The organism is Mycetocola sp. JXN-3, assembly GCF_014522285.1.
Classification (GTDB): Bacteria; Actinomycetota; Actinomycetes; order Actinomycetales; family Microbacteriaceae; genus Mycetocola; species Mycetocola saprophilus.
Window position 1 is genome coordinate 3,155,126 of record NZ_CP041635.1, and the last position, 16,978, is coordinate 3,172,103.

Sequence of the window (16,978 nt, forward strand, 5' to 3'; positions counted from 1 at the left end):
GCTGGGAGGATGACTCAGGCCACCGATTCCGCACGCGAACTCCGCGCCCTCAAGGTGCTGGGCGCGGCCTGTTTCGGCGGCGGTCTGCTCTTCACCGCGGTGGGAATCCTGCTGATCGTCCTGGCCGCGCTGAACGGGCCGTGGTTTCTCACGCTCATCGGCATCGGTGTTCTGCTCACCGGGCTCAGCACCAGCTTCTGGGGCATGGTCATGCTCTACCGCTCGCTGATTCGTGCGAACCCGGCCCTCGCCATCAGGCTGAACGATCCCGCTCCGGCCGGCGTCTCCGAGCCGACAGGTTCTTCCGAGTCGGCGGGTGCTTCCGACGCCGCGGAGTCCCCCGCAGAAGAAACTGTGCCCGCACGCCAAGCCGTGCCCGCACACGAAGAGTTCCCCGCGCACGAAGATCTCCTTCCCACCCACGAAGAAATCCCCGCACAGGCGGAACGCCCGGCACGCGTGGACTCCCCCGAGTCCGGTGATCCACGATGAGCGGCGCCGTCGAGGCCTGGGAATCGCTGTTTCGCGCGCAGGTGGGCATCATGCGTCGCCTCGGCGAGGACTTCCCGATGGGTGGCCTCACGATGAACGAGTACGACGTGATGTTCACCCTCTCCCGCCAGCCCGACCGCAAGGCCAAGCTGCGTGATTTGAACCGACTGGTGCTGCTGAGCCAGCCCAGCGTGAGCCGCCTGATCGATAAGCTCTCCGCCGAGGGGTTCGTGACCAAGGCCGCCGACCCGGATGATCGCCGCGGCATGATCATCACCCTCACCGAGGAGGGATTCTCGGCCTACCGCCCCGTGGCCCGCGCCCATATGCGCACGATCGAGTCGATCATCGGCGGCGCACTCAGCCCCGCCGAAATCGAGTCCATGTTTGCCCTGACCGAGAAGCTGCGCTGCCCCGAATTCGACGATTAGGTTCCCGATGAGCACCTCCTCCCCCGCCGCCCTGATCTGGTTCCGCCGCGACCTGCGGGTGGGTGATCACCCGGCGCTGACCGCCGCCCTGGACGCACGCGAGCGCGTGATCGCCGTCTTTATCTTGGACGAGCCGGGCCTGCGCCCGATCGGTGGGGCGTCCCGCTGGTGGGTTCACGGCGCACTGGACTCGTTGGCCGCGGACCTCGCCGAGCTGGGCATCCCGCTCGAACTGCGCACCGGCGACCCCGTCACCGCGCTGCGCAACCTGGCCGCCGAGCAGAACGCCGACCGCGTGTTTGCCACCGCCCGCCCCGGTGCGGATGAGGCGGAGCTGGATGCCCGCGTACACACGGAGCTGGCCGCACACGGGATCGAGGTCCGGTATGCGGCCCCGGATCTGCTGGTGGATCCCGGACTGCGCACCGGCGAGGGCCGTCCGTATACGGTGTTTACCCCGTTTTGGAAGCGTGCGCTGGATGAGCTGGCCCGGCGTCCTCCGCGCGCGGTCCTGCCCGTCCCCCGGCCCGCCCGGGTCCCGGCCTCCGCCGACCCCGCAGCATTCGCGGCCGCGCTGGAGAGCCTGGCCCTTCGCCCCACCTCCCCCAACTGGGCGGAAAACTGGGACACCCTGTGGAGCCCGGGCGAAGCCGGTGCCCACGAGCGCCTGGCCGACTTCCTGGACGAGGACCTGGGCGATTATCCGGACCTGCGCGACCGTCCCGACCGCTCGGTGACCTCGCGTCTGTCCCCGCACCTGGTGTGGGGCGAGATCACGGTATCCACGATCTGGCATGCGGTGGATGAGCACAGACGCACGCATCCCGGGCAGGGTGCCAGCTTCCTCAGCGAGCTGGGCTGGCGCGAGTTTGCGCACTACCAGCTGTTCCACTTCCCCAGGCTGGCCACCGACCCCTGGCGACCCAGCTTCGCGAATTTCCCCTGGCCCGAGCCCGACCCCGAGCTGCTGCGCGCCTGGCAGACCGGTACCACCGGAATCGACCTGGTCGATGCAGGGATGAACGAGCTGTGGCAGACCGGAACCATGCACAACCGCGTGCGCATGGTGGTCGCCTCGCTACTGACCAAGAACCTGCTCCAGCACTGGCGAGCCGGCGAGGAGTGGTTCTGGGACACCCTGGTGGATGCCGATCCCGCCGCGAACCCGTTCAACTGGCAGTGGGTGGCGGGAAGCGGCGCCGATGCGGCCCCCTATTTCCGCATCTTCAATCCCGAGCTGCAGGCCAAAAAATTCGACCCCAACCGCGAATATATCCGCCGCTGGGTGCCCGACACCGGCCTGCGCACGGCCCCGATCGTGGACCTCAAGGCCTCCCGCGAGGCGGCCCTCGAGGCCTACCGCAAGCGGGAATAGGTCACCAGTCAAAATCCGCGGCTAGGCGCGACGGATGAAGCCTCCGCGCTGGGCGGCGAGGACCGCCTGCTGGCGGTTGTTCACGCCGAGCTTGCCGAAGATATGCGCCAGGTGAGACTTGACGGTCGTCTCGCTGATGTGCAGTTTCTTGCCGATCTCGCGATTCACCAGCCCCTCGGAGGCGAGGGTCAGAACCTCGATTTCGCGGGCGCTGAGCGCCTGCTGTGGTTCGCTGACGCGCGCCACCAGGCGTCCGGCCACCGCGGGGCCCAGGACCGTCTGGCCGAGGACCGCCTTGCGGATCGCGCTCAGTAGGTCCTCGGGCGGGGCATCCTTCAGCAGATAACCGGCGGCGCCCGCCTCGATGGCTCCGAGGATGTCGGCATCGGAGTCGTAGTTGGTGAGGATCAGCACGCGCGGCGGATTCTCCCGGCGCATTAGCTCGCGGGTTGCATCGATCCCGGTGGGTCCGGTCCCAAAGCTCAGGTCCAGTAGCACGAGGTCCGGTTCAAACCGGTTGACCACGGCCAGCACCTCGGGCACCGAGGCCGCCTCGGCGACCACCTCGATGTCCGCCGCGGTCCCCAGGACCGCGGCCAGGCCCGCGCGCACGATGGGATGGTCATCGGCCATCACGACCCGGATCGGTGTGCCCACTGCATAGTTCATGCTGCCTCCCGGGTAAATCTTACGGTCACCGTGGTGCCCTCGCCCGGAGCACTCTCGATCACCAGCGATCCTCCCAGCTCGGCGATCCGGGACCGCATCGCGATCAGCCCAAACGAGCCCCCCGCGGTGCGCTCCACCAGCGAATCCGGGTCAAATCCGCGGCCGTCGTCCACGATGTCGAGGATGGTTTCCCCATCCAGATAGCTCAGGCTGAGATCCGCACGAGTGGCATCGGCATGCTGCACCACGTTGGCCAGCGCACTCTGGCCGATCCGCAGCAGGCCCGTTTTTACCACGGTGCTCAGCGGCTCGGGGGTCCCGTCGGTGTGGAATTCCACCGGGATACCCGCCTGCTGGGAGGCACTCTCGGCGAGGCGGGACAGCGCCTCGGCCAGGCTGGCACCGGTGATCGCCGGCGGGGCCAGCTCATCGATCAGCCCGCGGGTTTCGGCGAGCGCCAGGGCCGCCGCATCCCGCGCCCGCCGGACGTGTTCGATCGCGGTCTCGGGGGCCTGCTCGCTCGCCCGCTCGGCCGCATGCAGCAGCAGCTGGATGCTGGAGAGTCCCTGGGCCACGGTGTCGTGGATGTCGCGGGCCAGACGCTCCCGCTCGGCGAGCTTGCCCGCCTCGCGTTCGGTTTCGGCCAGGCGGACCCGGGTGGAAATCAGCTCGGCGATCAGCTCCTCGCGGCGCAGGGCCACCCGCTGAAGCTCGCGATACCCCAACCCGATCGCCACCGCGATCACCGCACCGATCAGCGGGCCGAGAATCCCCGGCACCGAGAAGCCGCCGTGCAGGCCGATCGCTATGATCGACACCGCGCTCACCACCGCCACGCTCAGCAGCGCGGGGGTGCGATCCAGCAGCGCCAGATAGAGGAAAAACAGCGGGAAGGACAGGTAGGCGGCGTCCTGGCTGACCAGGATCATCCCGATCCACAGCAGGGTCAGCCCGCCAAGCCACAGCCCGATCCGGCCGCGCGGCTGATCGTCCCTCCCCCACCAGGCACCCAGCAGGTACCAGACCAGGAAGACGGCGGCGAGGATCGCGGCGATCACGGGTTCGGGACCCGAGCGGAATCCGGCGCGGATCATCACAAACAGGGCCAGCGACACAAAGAGCAGGTGCAGACCGGTGCGCAGTCCCGCGGACACCGGTCCGTCGGCGGAACGGATCATACCCTCAGCCTAATCCGCGGGGGCACCGGCGGGTATCCCTCAAAAGGTGGAGCGGAGAATCATCACTTTGCGCTCCACCCCGACCACCTAGCCGATGACGGATGAGCCGCCGGAAACCAGACTCGAAGTGTCCCCATTATGGACGCCCGTGTGGCCCACACGGTGCCGGTTCCCCGGAAGGTTCTCATGTTTGTTGCCTGGCGTGAAATTCGCTTTGCTCGCGGTCGCTTTGTGCTGATCGCCTCGGTTGTTGCCCTGATCACCATCCTGGTGGGGTTCCTGACCGGGCTGACCGCCGGACTCGCCGGCCAAAACGTCTCGGCCGTGCTCGGCCTCGGGGCCGACCGCATCGTCTTCTCGGCCCCCACCCACGGTGAGAAGGATCCCAGCTTCGGCGACTCCTCGATCACCGCCGCCGAGGCCAACGCCTGGACCGATGCCGCCGGGGTGACCAACGTCGCCCCGCTGGGCATCAGCCAGACCCGGCTGAGCGCCGGAGAAAAGCGCGCCCCGGCGGCGCTGTTCGGGATCGATCCCTCCGCCGCGGGCTCACACTTCCTGCCCGCCGGAACCCCGATGCCCCAGCCGGGCACCGTGGTCCTGGGTGAGGGAACCGCGCAAACACTCGGTGTGCACGTGGGCGATACGGTGAGCGCCTTCGGGGAGGACCTTCGCGTGTCCACGCTGATCCCCGACACCTGGTACGCGCACTCCTCGGTGGCCTGGGTCACCCTGCCCAACTGGCAGTCCATCATGAGCGCCGGCGGTCAGCCCGCCTGGGCGAGCGTGATCGCGGTCTCGCTGGACTCCTCGGCCCAGCCCGATTCGATCGATTCGGCGACCCACACCGTCTCGCGGGCACCGATCCCCGCGCTCCTTTCGATCGAATCATTCCGCTCGGAGATTGGCTCGCTGCTGCTGATCGTGGCGATGCTGTTCGGGATCTCCGCCCTGGTAATCGGCGCGTTCTTCACGGTCTGGACGATCCAGCGCGGACCGGATATCGCGGTCCTCAAGGCCCTCGGTGCCCGCACCGGACGGCTCGTGCGAGACACGCTCGGGCAGGCCCTCGTGGTGCTCGTCGCCGGGGTGGGGGTCGGGATGCTGGTAACCGTGGGCCTGGGCAGCCTCGCGGGCGGCGCGGTCCCGTTTGTCCTCAGTCCGCTGACCATCGGGTTGCCCGCGCTGGGCCTGATCCTGCTGGGCCTGATCGGCGGAGCATTTGCCCTCCGTCCGGTGCTGCGCAGCGATCCGCTGGCCGCGCTCGGTGCCGCTCGGTAACCGCCCCTCCTCTCCACTCCCGACTAAGGACCCCTCATGATTGAACTGCGCAACGTTACGCTGACATTTCCCGACGGCGACCACCTGGTCACCGCGGTGGATCACGCCTCACTCTCGGTCCCGCCGGGCACCATCACCGCGGTGACCGGTGCCTCGGGATCGGGCAAATCCAGCCTGCTCGCGGTGGCCTCGGCGCTGATCACCCCCGACTCGGGGGAGGTGCGCGTGGCCGGCGTCGACCTGGTGGGACTCAGCCGAGCCGAGGCCACCGCGGTGCGCCGCGAACACATCGGCATCGTTTTCCAGCAGGCCAACCTGCTGCCCGCGCTCAGCGCGCTGGACCAGCTCGCGGTGATGAACGAGCTCGACGGTCACAGCCGTGCCGCCCGAGCCGCAACTCGCGAACGTGCGCGTGACCTGCTGGCTCGGGTCGGGCTGGCCGGGCACGAGGACAAGCGACCGCACCAGCTCTCCGGTGGGCAGCGACAGCGGGTCAACATCGCCCGCGCGCTGATGAATGAACCCGGGGTGCTGATCGTGGACGAGCCGACCAGCGCGCTGGATCATGCTCGCGGGATGGAGATCATCACGCTGATCCTGGAACTCACCCGGGATCGTGGAACCTCGACCCTGCTGGTCACTCACGATCACTCACACCTGGATCGGATGGATCAGGTGCTGGTCATGTCCGACGGGGTGCTCACTACCCTCGATCCTGCCGCAGCGACCGCCGCGTAGGCGCGGGGCCGGGGCTCGGAATTCCCGAGTCCTCGGCCACCGCCAGGCGGCGAGCGCGGCGGGGCACCATCGGTGACGGGTCGGCGACCCGGGCGACCGGCTCCCGAACCGGGATGGTCGGGACGAGCGGTTCCCGAACCGGGATGGTCGGGACGAGCGGGGCGGCCGACGCGAGCGGGGCAGCCTGAGGCTGCTGAGCGACCTGGGTGAGCGGGGCAGCCGAAGCCACCGGCACGGCCGCGGGACGACTCCGGGTCCGCATCGGCTCGGCCACCGTGGTGAGGGTGGGAACCGGGTTGACGATCGTACCGGCGATGACCGGAGGCGGAGACAGGTGCCCCCGGGATGCCGCGGGCTCGCTTCGGTTCCCCTCGATGGTGACGGATGGGACCGAGGGGGTGCGAGCGGCGGGCGGGTCCACGGGCACGTTCGCGTTCACGGGCTGGGACGCTCCACTGTCCGTTGCGGTGGCAAGGCGGGCCGCGCGGCGACCCGAGCGAGTGGCGGGTGCGGCGGTCGATGCGGGCGCGCCCGCATCGGTGCCGCGAGACGGAGGTGCGGCCGAGGCAGACGTTGAGCGGGGCGGGGCCGAGGCAGGAGCCGCCGCGGTGGTCTCCACAACGGGCATGGTCGGAGCCGTTGCAGCCGGGGCGGTCTCCCCCACGATGGGCTGTGCTCCCGTCCGAATGCGCGAGCGGCGCAGCGGAGGGGGCGGCGCCACCTGCGGCGCGGGCACCGAGACCCGGGCGGGCGAGAGCAGTTCGGTGGGGGCGAGTGCGGGGGAAGTGGTGGGGGCCGAAGCTGGAGCCATCCCCAGAACCCGGGTCAGTGCGGTGAGGATTCGCTCGCGGTCCTGGTCGGTGCCGATACCGTCCAACCGGTAAAGCTCGGGCACGCTGTACTGGTCGGCGAGCAGGCGGCTGGCCAGGCAGAAGGCGAAACCAAAATTACGGTGCCCGGCACCGATCACCCCGCGCAGCCGGGCGCGGTTGTCGGCGCGGGCCAGGAACTGGCGCACGGGCCGGGGGATGGCCGCGTAGTCGGCACCGCCACCGTAGGTGGGCGTCAACAGTACAAACGGCTCGGTCAGGCAGATGGGTGTGCGGTGCTCGGCGTCGCCGATCCGCATCGCCTCGATCCCCAGGGACTGCACAAAGCGGTGGGTGTTCCCGGAGTCTCCGGAGAAATACACCAGTTGGACCATCGGTTCACCACCCTCGCGTTATTTTGTTGCCCCTGGTTGGGTGGGGTGCGGGCCCGAGCATTCGGGGCGTTGCGGCACACCACCGTCTCCAGTCTGACAACCCGCGGCCCGCCACACACGGGGATTGACGGTTTTGGTATGCCGCACACGGCGAATCTCCAGCTTTTTGACCATTGGTAAACACCCCAGAAATGAGGCCGGGATCCCCGGGGGAGGACGATTATGCTTGCGAACATGACGACCACAGCCCCGAGCACCCGGGACCGCATCCTGGACACCGCGCTGCGCGTCTTCGCGCGAACCGGATACTACGGGACCTCCCTGCGCGATATCGCCGCCGAGTGTAACCTGACCCATCCGGCCCTGCTCTACCACTTCGGCAATAAGGCCGATCTGCTCGCGGCGGTGCTGGAACGTCGCGATGCGATGGATCTCGAACGCATGCGGTTCGCCGCGGTCACCGCGGACACCGCGGACCAGATGCTGATCGACCTGATCCTGCACAACGCCAGCGTGCCCGGACTCGTCCAGCTACACACCCAGCTCGCCGCCGAGGCGACCGACCCCGATCATCCGGCACGCGCCTGGGTGGTGAATCGCTACCGCACCCTGCACGAGCGATCCAAACAGGCCTTCATCGGACGCGGCATGACCCCCGAGCAGGTAGATGCCGAGGTGACCCTGATGATCGCGATGATCGACGGCCTGCAGGTGCAGTGGCTGCTGGATCCCGAACGGGTGGACATGGCCGCGCTGATTACCCACTACCTGGCCCGGCTCGCCGACCGCGCACACTAAACCTGCGAAACTGGAAGCCGACGGATGCCAACATCCATCAGCAGGGAGCACTTCGAATGACGATCACCGCCGCCGCCGACGGATCCGCACTTGGCAACCCCGGGCCAGCCGGATGGGCCTGGTTTGTGAACGAGAACTGCTGGGCGGCCGGCGGATGGCCGCACGCGACCAACAACCAGGGCGAGCTTCAGGCGGTGCTGGAACTCTTCCGGGCGACCGCGCACCTGGATGAGGACCTGCTGATTCTCTGCGACAGCCAGTACGTCATCAATTCGGTGACCAAGTGGATGCCGGGCTGGAAGCGTAAGGGCTGGCGCAAGGCCGACGGTAAGCCGGTGCTGAACGTAGAGATTCTGCGGCAGATCGACGAGGCCCTACAGGGCCGACGCTACCGTTTTGAATGGGTCAAGGGCCACGCCAATCACCCGCTGAACGAGGCCGCCGATGAGCGCGCCCGCGCGGTGTCAACCGCGTATCAGAACCGCACGGCGATCCCCAGTGGTCCGGGCTGGACCGGGGCGGGAAGCGCCGGAAGCGCGAGCGCTGGGTCGCCCTCGGCCGCGCAGGGCACGATCGCCCCGGGCGCAGCCGAGGCTCCCCGGGTACCCTCTTTCACAGAGGAGAGCGCGCAGCCGGGACTGTTCGACTGGGACGAGGAACCGACCACGGTTTCACTCACCCTGAACCTGGATGCCGACACCCATGCCCGCCTGCTGGCACGCGCCCGGACCGAGCACCTGAGCCCCGAGGCTCTGATTCGTTCGCTGCTCTAGGCTCTGATTCGTCCGCTGTTCTCGGCACCCGCCAAGGTCGCCCGCGCGGCAGACCGGGCCGGAGCGTGGTTGCCACGGGTCCGGGGCAGGTGTGCCAAAAGCCGGATCGGCGCTAGGCGCCCGTCGGAACCCCCAGGCGCTCGCGCAGGAATTCCACCGTGCGTGCCCGAGCCTCGGCGGCGGGATGGCCGGGCTGCTCGCGAACCTCGCCGGTCAGCACCGAGTGGGCACCGCGGGAGAAACCGCCGGGGTTGCCGGGCGAGGAGTCGAGTTCGATGACCTCGAAGGCGTCGCCCAGGGCTGCCGCAATGGTGGCGAAGCGCTCGCGCGGGACCGTCTGATCCTCGCTGAACCGCAGACCCAGGGCGCACACCGACCCGGCCGCGGCCCGGGCGGCCACCCGATCCAACTCCTCCGGAGACATCACCGGGTCAAGCTTTCGGGCGCGACCCAGCGGGAACGGGGCGGCGGGCTGACTCACCACGGATGCCAGCACACTCTCCGAGGCCGCGGCGGCGAGCGCAAAGCCGCCGGTGAAGCACATCCCGATCACCCCGACACCCGGGCCCGGGGTACGCGCGGCCAGGTCAGCGGCGAGCGCCCGCACAAAGTCCGCCACGGGCCTGTGCGCGCCGGTGGCAAACGCCCGAAACTCGGTGGAGACGCACACCTTGGCCACCGACTGCGCCAGATAACCGGGGGAAGCCGGACGGCCCGGATCGCCAAACAGCGAGGGGATGACCACGGTGAATCCGTGATCCACCAGGTGATCGGCAAACCCCATCACCTCGGGGGTCATACCCGGGATCTCGGGCAGCAGGACGATTCCCGGACCCGATCCGCGCTCGAAGACCTCGTGGGTGATGTCGGCGGCCTCGAAGGGGGCGCGGTTCCAGCCGGTAAGCCCGGCGACGGGGGCATGCTCGCTCATGAGGTCAGTGTACCCAGATACACCGCGAACACGCCCCCGTTTTCACGTACTCTCGGCCGGCGCACACGGCCGGCAGCGAACGCCACCGCTGAGGACCAAACGTCACCGGCCGGCTCACGCTGTCGGTGCCAAAAGCGCTCGGCTAGTCTTAGCGGCCGGCACCGGCCGCGGGCACCACCGAGTAGATGTGGGGCGGCACCCAGCCCGCGTCCTCGAAGGCCGCGGTGATCCGGGCGCTCACCGACTCGGCCAACGCCGCGGGTACCAGCGCGATGGCCGAGCCGCCGAATCCGCCGCCGGTCATTCTTGCACCCAGCGCCCCGGCGTCCAGCGCGGTGTCCACCGCCACATCCAGTTCGGGGCTGGAGATCTCGTAGTCATCCCGCATCGAGACGTGGCTCGCGGTCAGCAGCGGACCGATGTCTTCGAGCCGGCCGGCGTCCAGCAGCGACACCACATCCTGGACCCGAGCGTTTTCGGTCACAATGTGGCGGACCCGGCGCAGGGTTTCGGGATCGAGCAGGTGCGCACGCTCGGCGAAGTCTCGGGCCGTGACCTCGCGCAGCGAGCCGACCCCGAGCACCCGCTCGCCGAGTCGGCAGGACGCCACCCGGTCGCGGTATCCCCCGCTCTCATGCGCGTGGGTCACCCGGGTATCGATGACCAGCAGGACCAGGCTCCGGGCTTCCAGATCCAGCGGAACCTGGCGGGTACTGCGATCGAGGCAGTCGAGGAACAGCCCCGAGCCCGCCGAAGCAAGGAGCGAGGCCGACTGATCGAGGATCCCGGTGGGTGCCCCCACAAAGTCGTTCTCGGCCTCGTGGCAGATCTGCACCAGCTCCGAGCGGTCCAGCCCGGCCCCGGCCAGGTCATTGACGGCAACCGCAACCGCACACTCCACCGCGGCGGAGGAGGAGAGCCCGGCACCCACCGGGACATCCGAGTGCAGCAGCACCTCGATGCCCGGCAGCGTGATTCCCCGCCGAGCGAAGGCCCACACCACGCCGGCGAGGTAGCGCGCCCAGCCCCCGTCGCCCGAAAATCCAGGGTCCTCGGGGCCCAGTTCGTCCAGTCGCACCCGCACCGAACCCGCCCCCGCAAAGGTGCTGGCCAGCACGGCTTCGCCGCTCTCGGTCGCCCGCACTGCCACGAAGGCGCGGGCGGGAATGGCGAAGGGCAGGGCGAATCCGGCGTTGTAATCGGTGTGCTCCCCGATCAGGTTGACCCGGCCCGGGGCGCTCCAGATGCCGTCGGCATCCGCGCCAAATCGGCCACGGAACTCGGCGGCCAGGGAGGTGGGAACTGCACTCATGCGCGGGCTCCTTCGACATACGGGGCGGTGGGAACTGCACTCATGCGCGGGCTCCTTCGACGTACGGGGCGGTGGCACGCAGGCGGGCGGCGGTCTCCTCGGGGATCACATCGCCGATAAAAGCCCCCATCGCCGCCTCCGATCCGGCCAGATACTTGAGCTTATCGGCGGCGCGACGCGGCGAGGTGATCTGCAGGTGGAGTCGCGCCTCGGCGCGGTCCGGATGGGTGGCGGGCGCCTGGAACCAGGCCGAAATATACGGGGTGCGGTCGCCATAGAGGGCGTCGATCCCCCGCACCAGGCGCAGGTACATGTCCGCGAGCTCCTCGCGCTCCTCGGCGGTGAGCTCATCGAGGGTGCCCACGTGGCGGTTGGGGTACAGGTGGACCTCGATCGGCATCCGCGCCGAGAACGGCACAAACGCGGTGAAGTACCGCCCGCGTTCGAGCACCCGTTCCCCGCTCGACAGCTCGAAGTCCAGGATGTCCGCAAACAGGTTGCCGCCGGTGCGTGCGCGGTGCTCGGCGGCCTGGGTGAGCAGGATCCGCGTGGTCGGGGTCACAAACGGATACGCGTAGATCTGCCCGTGCGGATGGTGCAGGGTCACGCCGATTTCGGCCCCGCGGTTTTCAAACGCGAAGACCTGCTCGACCCCCTCCATCGCCCGCAGATCGGCGGTGCGCTGGGCCCAGGCGGAGACGATGGTGCGCATCCGCTCGGGGGACATATCACTCAAAGAGGCCTCGTGATCGGACCCGAACACGATCACCTCACAGCGTCCGACGGCCGGGCGCACCGCGCCGAGGCCCGGAGTCAGATCCACCGCGGCGGGCTCGGGGCCAAACGACGGGAAGCGGTTTTCAAACACCGCCACGTCGTAGTCGGCGGCGGGAATCTCGGTCGCGTTGCCCGAGGCGGTGGGGCAGATCGGGCACTGGTTGGCGGGCGGGAGATAGATCCGGGTCTGACGGTGGGCGGCAAACGCGACCCAGTCCCCGCGCAGCGGATCAAAGCGCATGGTCGAGCCGAGCGCCTCGGTATCGGCGGTGTGCGCGCCGGGGCGCGGCGGCAGGTCTCGGGTATCGGCGGGCGGCTCGGGGATCGTGTGCCCGGCGTCGGCGAAGTAGATGAGTTCGCGCTCATCGGCGAGCGTGGTGCGAAGCAGGGACACGGTGGTCATGCGGGGGCTACCTTTCAGAATCGAACAAAAGCGATCATATACTTACATTCAGGCTTGGTTCAAGGTGCATTTTCCGGCATAATGAACACAATCGCACATATTCCGACGTCTGATGAGGCCCATGACCGAGATGCTCCCGCCCCAGCGGCACACCCTGATCCTCGAGCGCCTGCGCCGGGACGGACAGGTGCGCGTGACCACACTCGCCACCGAATTGGCGGTCTCGGAGATGACCGTGCGCCGCGACCTGGGCATCCTCGCCGACCGCGGCGACCTGGCCAAAACCCACGGCGGCGCCACCCTGCCCGGCGGCACCACCAGCAGCGAACCGGGCTTTGCCCACAACCTCCGGGTGGCCGCCGAGGAGAAGGAGCAGATCGCCCAGGTGGCCGCCGAGCGGGTGCGCCCGGGGATGTCGATCGCACTCAATGCCGGCACCACCACGCATACGCTGGCCCGCCGCCTGGCGCTCATTCCCGACCTCACCGTGATCACCAACTCGCCGCGCATCGCCGCGGTCTTTGATGAGGGAGGAACCGGACAAACGGTCATTTTGACCGGTGGCATCCGCACCCCCTCCGATGCGCTGGTGGGGCCCTTTGCCGTGCAGACCCTGCGCGCGCTGCGCGTGGACGTGTGCTTCCTCGGCGTACACGGGGTCAGCCCCGAGGGTGGGCTGACCACCCCCAACCTGCTGGAGGCCGAGACCAACCGGGCGTTTATCGAGTCGGCTGCAAGCGTCGTGGTGGTGGCCGATCACCATAAGTGGGGCGTCACCGGGCTCTGCCAGATCGCCGAGCTGGACGCCGCGGACGTGTTCCTCAGCGATGCCGGGCTCGAAGACGCCGCCCGGGACCGGCTGGCCGAGTCCATCGACAGCGTGATCCGGGCGGGCGACCCCACGGATCCCGCCCGGACGCCGGAGACCCCGCAGACCACCACCCCCAACCCCAAGGAGAACCGATGACCTGGCTGGTAACCGGCGGTGCCGGATATATTGGCGCCCACGTGGCGCGTGCCCTGAGCGCTGCGGGCCTCACCCCCGTCGTCTACGACAACCTGGTGACCGGCCTGCCCGAGTTCATCCCCGCCGGGGTCGCCTTCGAGCGCGGCGATATTCTGGATCGAGACGCCCTGCGGGCGGCCATGGTCACCCACCGGGTCACCGGGGTCATCCATGTGGCCGGATATAAGTTCGCCGGGGTCTCGGTCGAGCGTCCGCTGCACACCTTTGCGCAGAACGTGACCGGCACCGCAACCGTGCTGGAGGTAATGGCCGAGCTGGGCATCAGCCGGATCGTCTTCTCCTCGAGCGCGGCGGTCTACGGCACCCCGCACACCGACCTGGTCACCGAGTCGACCGCGACCAACCCCGAGTCTCCCTACGGGGAATCCAAGCTGATCGGCGAGTGGCTGCTGCGCGATCAGGGTGTGGCCACGGGCCTGCGCCACGTGAGTCTGCGCTACTTCAACGTGGTGGGATCCGGGGAACCGGGGCTCTGGGACGCCAGCCCGCACAACCTGTTCCCGCTGGTGATCGATGCGCTGCGGGCGGGAAAAACCCCGCGCATTAACGGCACCGACTACAACACCCCCGACGGCACCTGCGTGCGCGACTACGTGCACGTGGCCGATCTGGCCCACTCCCATGTGGCCGCCGCACGCGCCCTCGACGCGGGAACGCCCCTGGCCGCCGTCTACAACCTGGGCAGCGGAGACGGGCTCTCGGTTCGGCAGATCATGGACGAAATGGCGCGGGTCACCGGGATCGCCTTCGACCCGGACATTGCCCCGCGACGCCCGGGTGATCCCGACCGGATCGTGGCCGACGGATCGGCAGCCGCCCGCGACCTCGAATGGGAGATGCGCCACACCCTGGCGGACATGGTGCAGAGCGCCTGGAACGCGGGCTCGCGCACCTAACGGGCGCGTTCCATCAGCCGCCAGTTTCCGCCGAGCAGCGGCCACAGCGTGGTCACCGTGTAGAGCACGGCGATCACCGCAAAGGTCACGGTGAGACCCATCAGACTCACCGAAATCCCTCCGAGCAGCCCGCCGATCGGAATTCCCGCCCAGGCTCCCGCGGTGATCAGTCCAAACACCCGCCCGCGCAGATTCACCGGGATTCGTTCCAGCTGAACGGCACCAAGAATCGGGTTCACGGCGCCGGCGGCCAGACCCGACAGCGCGGCGGCGGCGATCATCCACCCCAGCCCTAGCCCCAGTGCAGGGACGATCAGCGATGGTCCCCCGGCGAGGGTGAAACAGATCGCCAGGGTGATCCGACGCGGCATCCGGTGGGCGATAAACCCAAACCCCACCGACCCGATCAGCGCGCCCCCGCCGAAGGTACCGGCCACCAGGCCCAACCCCGCGGCCCCACCCAGGTACTCGTTTGCATAGAGCGGGAGCAGGGTATTCATCCGGGCCGCGTCAAGCATGTTGGTGATGAGTACCATGGCCACCACCAGGCGCAAAAGCGGATCCCCAATCGCAAAGCGCAGGCCCACCCGCAAATCCTGCCAGTACCCGGCGGGGCTCTCCGGGTATTGCACGGGGGCCTCGATGCGCGGCATCCGCACCAGTATCGCGGTGATGAGCGCCGAGAGACCGAACGCGACCGCCGTCACGCTCAGGGCCGGATACGCGCCCAGCCCCGCCACCAGCACCCCGGCGAGCGGCGCGCCGAGCAAGGTGGAGAGCCGGGTGCTGGCATCGAGGAATCCCACCGAGCGCTCCAGCCGAATCCCCGCACCCTCCGAAATCTGTGGAAGCATGACCCGGCGAGCGGTTTCGCCCGGGGTATCGAGGAGTCCGCCGAGGAAAACCAGGACGAGCAGCAGCGGGAAGGGCAGCCCCACCGTGGCGGCGAGGATCGGGATCAGCGCTATCGTGGCACCGCTGATGAGATCGGCGACCACGCTTGCCCGCACATATCCCACCCGATCAACGAGGACCCCACCAAAGGGGCCTCCGATGACCACCGGCACCGTGGCCGCAAAAGCGGCGATGCCCACCTGGATGGGACCGCCACCACCCGCGAGCACCGAAAAGGGGATCGCGAACAGGGCCACCACGTTGCCGGTCCGCGAGAGCACGTGACCACACAGCAGCGCGACCAGCGAGGCGAGGCTGCGCCCGCGGGGGCTCATGTGACCGCTGGTTTGCGGTAGGCCTGCCCCACAAGAATCACGGCCTCGGAGCCGTCACCGGAGACGTGGGTCGCGGATCGTGCACCCCACCGGTCAAACAGTTCCGAGAGCTCGGCGCTCAGGTCCCCCAGCTCGCTCGCGGTGAGCCGTAGGACGCGGTCACCGGTGGTGGCCGCGTCGATCCACTCGGGTTCCAGAAGCTCCAGGGAGTCGATATACGCGGCATGCTGAGTCGCATAGAACTGTCCGATCAGGCGCTGGAAGTCGCGCGAGGCGGATCGCCGTTCGGGATCACCCAGCACCTCGGAATCACTCCAGGACGTGAGCTCATGCCGGGCCCGCCACCAGTTTTCGCGTCGATCGACCCCCGCCTCGGGCGCGGATTCGATAAACCCGGCCTCGGCCAACTTGCCCAGGTGATAGCTCAGCGTGCCCGGCGCCTCATCGATGTGGGTGGCCAGGTGCGCGGCCGTCTGCGGACCGTGTTCGCGCAGGAGAGCGAGCAATCGAACCCGGGTGGGGTGGGCGAGGACTCGCAGGGCGGCGGCATCGGTGCGGTGCGGTGTCTGATCGGTCATGCCCCCAGTATTGCACAAGAACTGTTGTGCAATAGTTCTTGTGTAATTATTTCTGTCAAATTACCGCGCGAAGGGTGAGCGGGCCGCCTGCTGATCGGGGCAGGATTCGAGGATCTCGCCGATCCGGTCGTGTTCGGCCCGGGTCATCCAGAGCCCGTAGGCGGCCTTCACCGACACCTGCCGGGCGACATACCCACACCAGGCGGCGCGGCGCGGGGGCAGCCAGGTGGCCGCGTCGCCATCGCTCTTTTGGGTGTTGGTGGGGCCGTCCACCGCGAGGAGGTTGATCGGGTCGTTGGCCAGCTCGCGACGGCGATCATCGGTGAGGGCCTGAGCCCCGGTCTGCCACGCATTTTTCAGCGCCACCACGTGATCGATCTGCACCGCCTGAGAGGTTTTCTCCCCGCGTTCAAACTCGATCCGGGTGCCGGTGTAGGGGTCGTCCAGGACGCCGGTCAGCACCCGGCAGCCGCCGCGGGTGGTCACCTCGGTGAGATCCCGGGCGAGGATATCGTTGCGGGTGTCACACCCGTTTTTCTCCACGTCGAACCAGGCGGTCCCGAAGCGGGCGACCCGATCGTATCCGGTGCCCGGCGCGCGTCCGCGCACCGGGATGGTGGCGAGCAGATCCCGCGCATTGCCCGCCGATTCAAACCCGGCCGGGAACGCATCGGTGCCGGAGGTACCGGAGGTACCGGGGACACCGGATGCGGCCGCCCCGGGGGTGGGATACGGCTGGGCATCGGTCTCCCCGAGCGAGAGCGCCCCGACAATCAGGGCCGCGATCAGTGCCGGAATGGACAGCAGTGCGGCGGTTTTGGGGCTGGGGCGACGACGACGGGCAGACACAACAAATCCTCTGGTGGTGGGGTGGATGGCGCGGATG

At 68.7% G+C, this 16,978-nt stretch carries 17 protein-coding genes and 1 pseudogene; 9 read left to right on the top strand and 9 right to left on the bottom strand.

The genetic code is table 11. From position 1 onward, the window contains the following. The first annotated feature begins 9 nt into the window (after nt 1-9). From C7C57_RS14320 to C7C57_RS14330, 3 genes are read left to right on the top strand one after another with little or no spacing between them, the layout of a single operon-like run. Nucleotides 10-492, top strand: coding sequence for a hypothetical protein (locus C7C57_RS14320; RefSeq protein WP_187976927.1), 483 nt, complete (start codon nt 10-12; stop codon nt 490-492). After that, nucleotides 489-923: a MarR family winged helix-turn-helix transcriptional regulator gene (locus tag C7C57_RS14325; protein WP_030149158.1), complete on the top strand. Its 435-nt coding sequence runs from the start codon at nt 489-491 to the stop codon at nt 921-923. The genes C7C57_RS14320 and C7C57_RS14325 overlap by 4 nt, the downstream gene beginning before the upstream one ends. Before the next feature lie 7 nt (nt 924-930). Further along, nucleotides 931-2,298, top strand: coding sequence for a deoxyribodipyrimidine photo-lyase (locus C7C57_RS14330; RefSeq protein ID WP_187976928.1), 1,368 nt, complete (start codon nt 931-933; stop codon nt 2,296-2,298). 21 nt (nt 2,299-2,319) lie between these two features. Here C7C57_RS14330 and C7C57_RS14335 read toward each other — a convergent pair whose 3' ends face one another. Together C7C57_RS14335 and C7C57_RS14340 are read right to left on the bottom strand one after the other, a co-directional pair. After that, the gene (locus C7C57_RS14335; protein ID WP_030149156.1) at nt 2,320-2,967 is read right to left on the bottom strand and encodes a response regulator transcription factor; all 648 of its coding nucleotides are present in this window, start codon (nt 2,965-2,967) and stop codon (nt 2,320-2,322) included. Continuing rightward, the gene (locus C7C57_RS14340; RefSeq protein ID WP_187976929.1) at nt 2,964-4,145 is read right to left on the bottom strand and encodes a sensor histidine kinase; all 1,182 of its coding nucleotides are present in this window, start codon (nt 4,143-4,145) and stop codon (nt 2,964-2,966) included. The genes C7C57_RS14335 and C7C57_RS14340 overlap by 4 nt, the downstream gene beginning before the upstream one ends. 138 nt (nt 4,146-4,283) lie before the next feature. Between C7C57_RS14340 and C7C57_RS14345 the strand changes: the two genes are divergently transcribed. Together C7C57_RS14345 and C7C57_RS14350 are read left to right on the top strand one after the other, a co-directional pair. Next, nucleotides 4,284-5,426, top strand: coding sequence for an FtsX-like permease family protein (locus C7C57_RS14345; protein ID WP_255505707.1), 1,143 nt, complete (start codon nt 4,284-4,286; stop codon nt 5,424-5,426). 36 nt (nt 5,427-5,462) lie between these two features. Then, on the top strand, nt 5,463-6,164 hold the full coding sequence (locus C7C57_RS14350; RefSeq protein ID WP_187976930.1) for an ABC transporter ATP-binding protein: 702 nt from the start codon (nt 5,463-5,465) through the stop codon (nt 6,162-6,164). On the opposite strand, the gene nrdI is transcribed toward C7C57_RS14350, so the two are convergent. Further along, entirely contained in the window at nt 6,130-7,368 is a 1,239-nt protein-coding gene (gene nrdI, locus C7C57_RS14355) for a class Ib ribonucleoside-diphosphate reductase assembly flavoprotein NrdI (RefSeq protein WP_187976931.1), read from the bottom strand. The genes C7C57_RS14350 and nrdI overlap by 35 nt on opposite strands. 234 nt (nt 7,369-7,602) lie before the next feature. Here nrdI and C7C57_RS14360 point away from each other — a divergent pair, with 234 nt between their 5' ends. Further along, entirely contained in the window at nt 7,603-8,166 is a 564-nt protein-coding gene (locus tag C7C57_RS14360) for a TetR/AcrR family transcriptional regulator (protein ID WP_162178512.1), read from the top strand. Between the two features lie 56 nt (nt 8,167-8,222). Further along, nucleotides 8,223-8,684, top strand: a pseudogene (locus tag C7C57_RS15890) (RNase H family protein); the annotation flags it as partial. A gap of 367 nt (nt 8,685-9,051) precedes the next feature. Here the strand turns inward: C7C57_RS15890 and C7C57_RS14370 are convergent. From C7C57_RS14370 to galT, 3 genes are all read right to left on the bottom strand, one after another. Further along, nucleotides 9,052-9,870 (bottom strand): dienelactone hydrolase family protein, encoded by an 819-nt coding sequence (locus tag C7C57_RS14370; RefSeq protein ID WP_187976933.1) that lies wholly within the window; start codon nt 9,868-9,870, stop codon nt 9,052-9,054. 148 nt (nt 9,871-10,018) lie between these two features. After that, on the bottom strand, nt 10,019-11,182 hold the full coding sequence (gene galK, locus C7C57_RS14375; protein WP_187976934.1) for a galactokinase: 1,164 nt from the start codon (nt 11,180-11,182) through the stop codon (nt 10,019-10,021). A 40-nt stretch (nt 11,183-11,222) separates the two neighbouring features. Continuing rightward, nucleotides 11,223-12,362, bottom strand: a complete 1,140-nt coding sequence (gene galT / locus C7C57_RS14380; protein ID WP_223144764.1) for a galactose-1-phosphate uridylyltransferase — start codon at nt 12,360-12,362, stop codon at nt 11,223-11,225. 121 nt (nt 12,363-12,483) lie between these two features. On the opposite strand from galT, the gene C7C57_RS14385 reads away from it, so the two are divergent. Next, entirely contained in the window at nt 12,484-13,329 is an 846-nt protein-coding gene (locus C7C57_RS14385) for a DeoR/GlpR family DNA-binding transcription regulator (protein WP_187976935.1), read from the top strand. Beyond that, nucleotides 13,326-14,285: a UDP-glucose 4-epimerase GalE gene (gene galE, locus C7C57_RS14390; protein ID WP_187976936.1), complete on the top strand. Its 960-nt coding sequence runs from the start codon at nt 13,326-13,328 to the stop codon at nt 14,283-14,285. Before C7C57_RS14385 ends, galE begins: the two co-directional genes overlap by 4 nt. Here the strand turns inward: galE and C7C57_RS14395 are convergent. The 3 genes from C7C57_RS14395 to C7C57_RS14405 are packed head-to-tail and all read right to left on the bottom strand — an operon-like array spanning nt 14,282 to nt 16,941. Next, the gene (locus C7C57_RS14395) at nt 14,282-15,514 is read right to left on the bottom strand and encodes an MFS transporter (RefSeq protein ID WP_187976937.1); all 1,233 of its coding nucleotides are present in this window, start codon (nt 15,512-15,514) and stop codon (nt 14,282-14,284) included. The two genes, galE and C7C57_RS14395, sit on opposite strands and share 4 nt — an antisense overlap. After that, on the bottom strand, nt 15,511-16,092 hold the full coding sequence (locus C7C57_RS14400) for a transcriptional regulator (RefSeq protein WP_187976938.1): 582 nt from the start codon (nt 16,090-16,092) through the stop codon (nt 15,511-15,513). Before C7C57_RS14400 ends, C7C57_RS14395 begins: the two co-directional genes overlap by 4 nt. Nucleotides 16,093-16,152: 60 nt before the next feature. Further along, on the bottom strand, nt 16,153-16,941 hold the full coding sequence (locus C7C57_RS14405; protein ID WP_255505708.1) for an HNH endonuclease family protein: 789 nt from the start codon (nt 16,939-16,941) through the stop codon (nt 16,153-16,155). Nucleotides 16,942-16,978 lie beyond the last annotated feature (37 nt).

Excerpts from the sequence above, each read along its gene's own strand:
- C7C57_RS14320 (WP_187976927.1), top strand. The coding sequence starts at position 10 with ATGACTCAGGCCACCGATTCCGCACGCGAACTCCGCGCCCTCAAGGTG.
- C7C57_RS14325 (WP_030149158.1), top strand. The coding sequence starts at position 489 with ATGAGCGGCGCCGTCGAGGCCTGGGAATCGCTGTTTCGCGCGCAGGTG.
- C7C57_RS14330 (WP_187976928.1), top strand. The coding sequence starts at position 931 with ATGAGCACCTCCTCCCCCGCCGCCCTGATCTGGTTCCGCCGCGACCTG.
- C7C57_RS14335 (WP_030149156.1), bottom strand. The coding sequence starts at position 2,967 with ATGAACTATGCAGTGGGCACACCGATCCGGGTCGTGATGGCCGATGAC.
- C7C57_RS14340 (WP_187976929.1), bottom strand. The coding sequence starts at position 4,145 with ATGATCCGTTCCGCCGACGGACCGGTGTCCGCGGGACTGCGCACCGGT.
- C7C57_RS14345 (WP_255505707.1), top strand. The coding sequence starts at position 4,284 with ATGGACGCCCGTGTGGCCCACACGGTGCCGGTTCCCCGGAAGGTTCTC.
- C7C57_RS14350 (WP_187976930.1), top strand. The coding sequence starts at position 5,463 with ATGATTGAACTGCGCAACGTTACGCTGACATTTCCCGACGGCGACCAC.
- nrdI (WP_187976931.1), bottom strand. The coding sequence starts at position 7,368 with ATGGTCCAACTGGTGTATTTCTCCGGAGACTCCGGGAACACCCACCGC.
- C7C57_RS14360 (WP_162178512.1), top strand. The coding sequence starts at position 7,603 with ATGACGACCACAGCCCCGAGCACCCGGGACCGCATCCTGGACACCGCG.
- C7C57_RS14370 (WP_187976933.1), bottom strand. The coding sequence starts at position 9,870 with ATGAGCGAGCATGCCCCCGTCGCCGGGCTTACCGGCTGGAACCGCGCC.
- galK (WP_187976934.1), bottom strand. The coding sequence starts at position 11,182 with ATGAGTGCAGTTCCCACCTCCCTGGCCGCCGAGTTCCGTGGCCGATTT.
- galT (WP_223144764.1), bottom strand. The coding sequence starts at position 12,362 with ATGACCACCGTGTCCCTGCTTCGCACCACGCTCGCCGATGAGCGCGAA.
- C7C57_RS14385 (WP_187976935.1), top strand. The coding sequence starts at position 12,484 with ATGACCGAGATGCTCCCGCCCCAGCGGCACACCCTGATCCTCGAGCGC.
- galE (WP_187976936.1), top strand. The coding sequence starts at position 13,326 with ATGACCTGGCTGGTAACCGGCGGTGCCGGATATATTGGCGCCCACGTG.
- C7C57_RS14395 (WP_187976937.1), bottom strand. The coding sequence starts at position 15,514 with ATGAGCCCCCGCGGGCGCAGCCTCGCCTCGCTGGTCGCGCTGCTGTGT.
- C7C57_RS14400 (WP_187976938.1), bottom strand. The coding sequence starts at position 16,092 with ATGACCGATCAGACACCGCACCGCACCGATGCCGCCGCCCTGCGAGTC.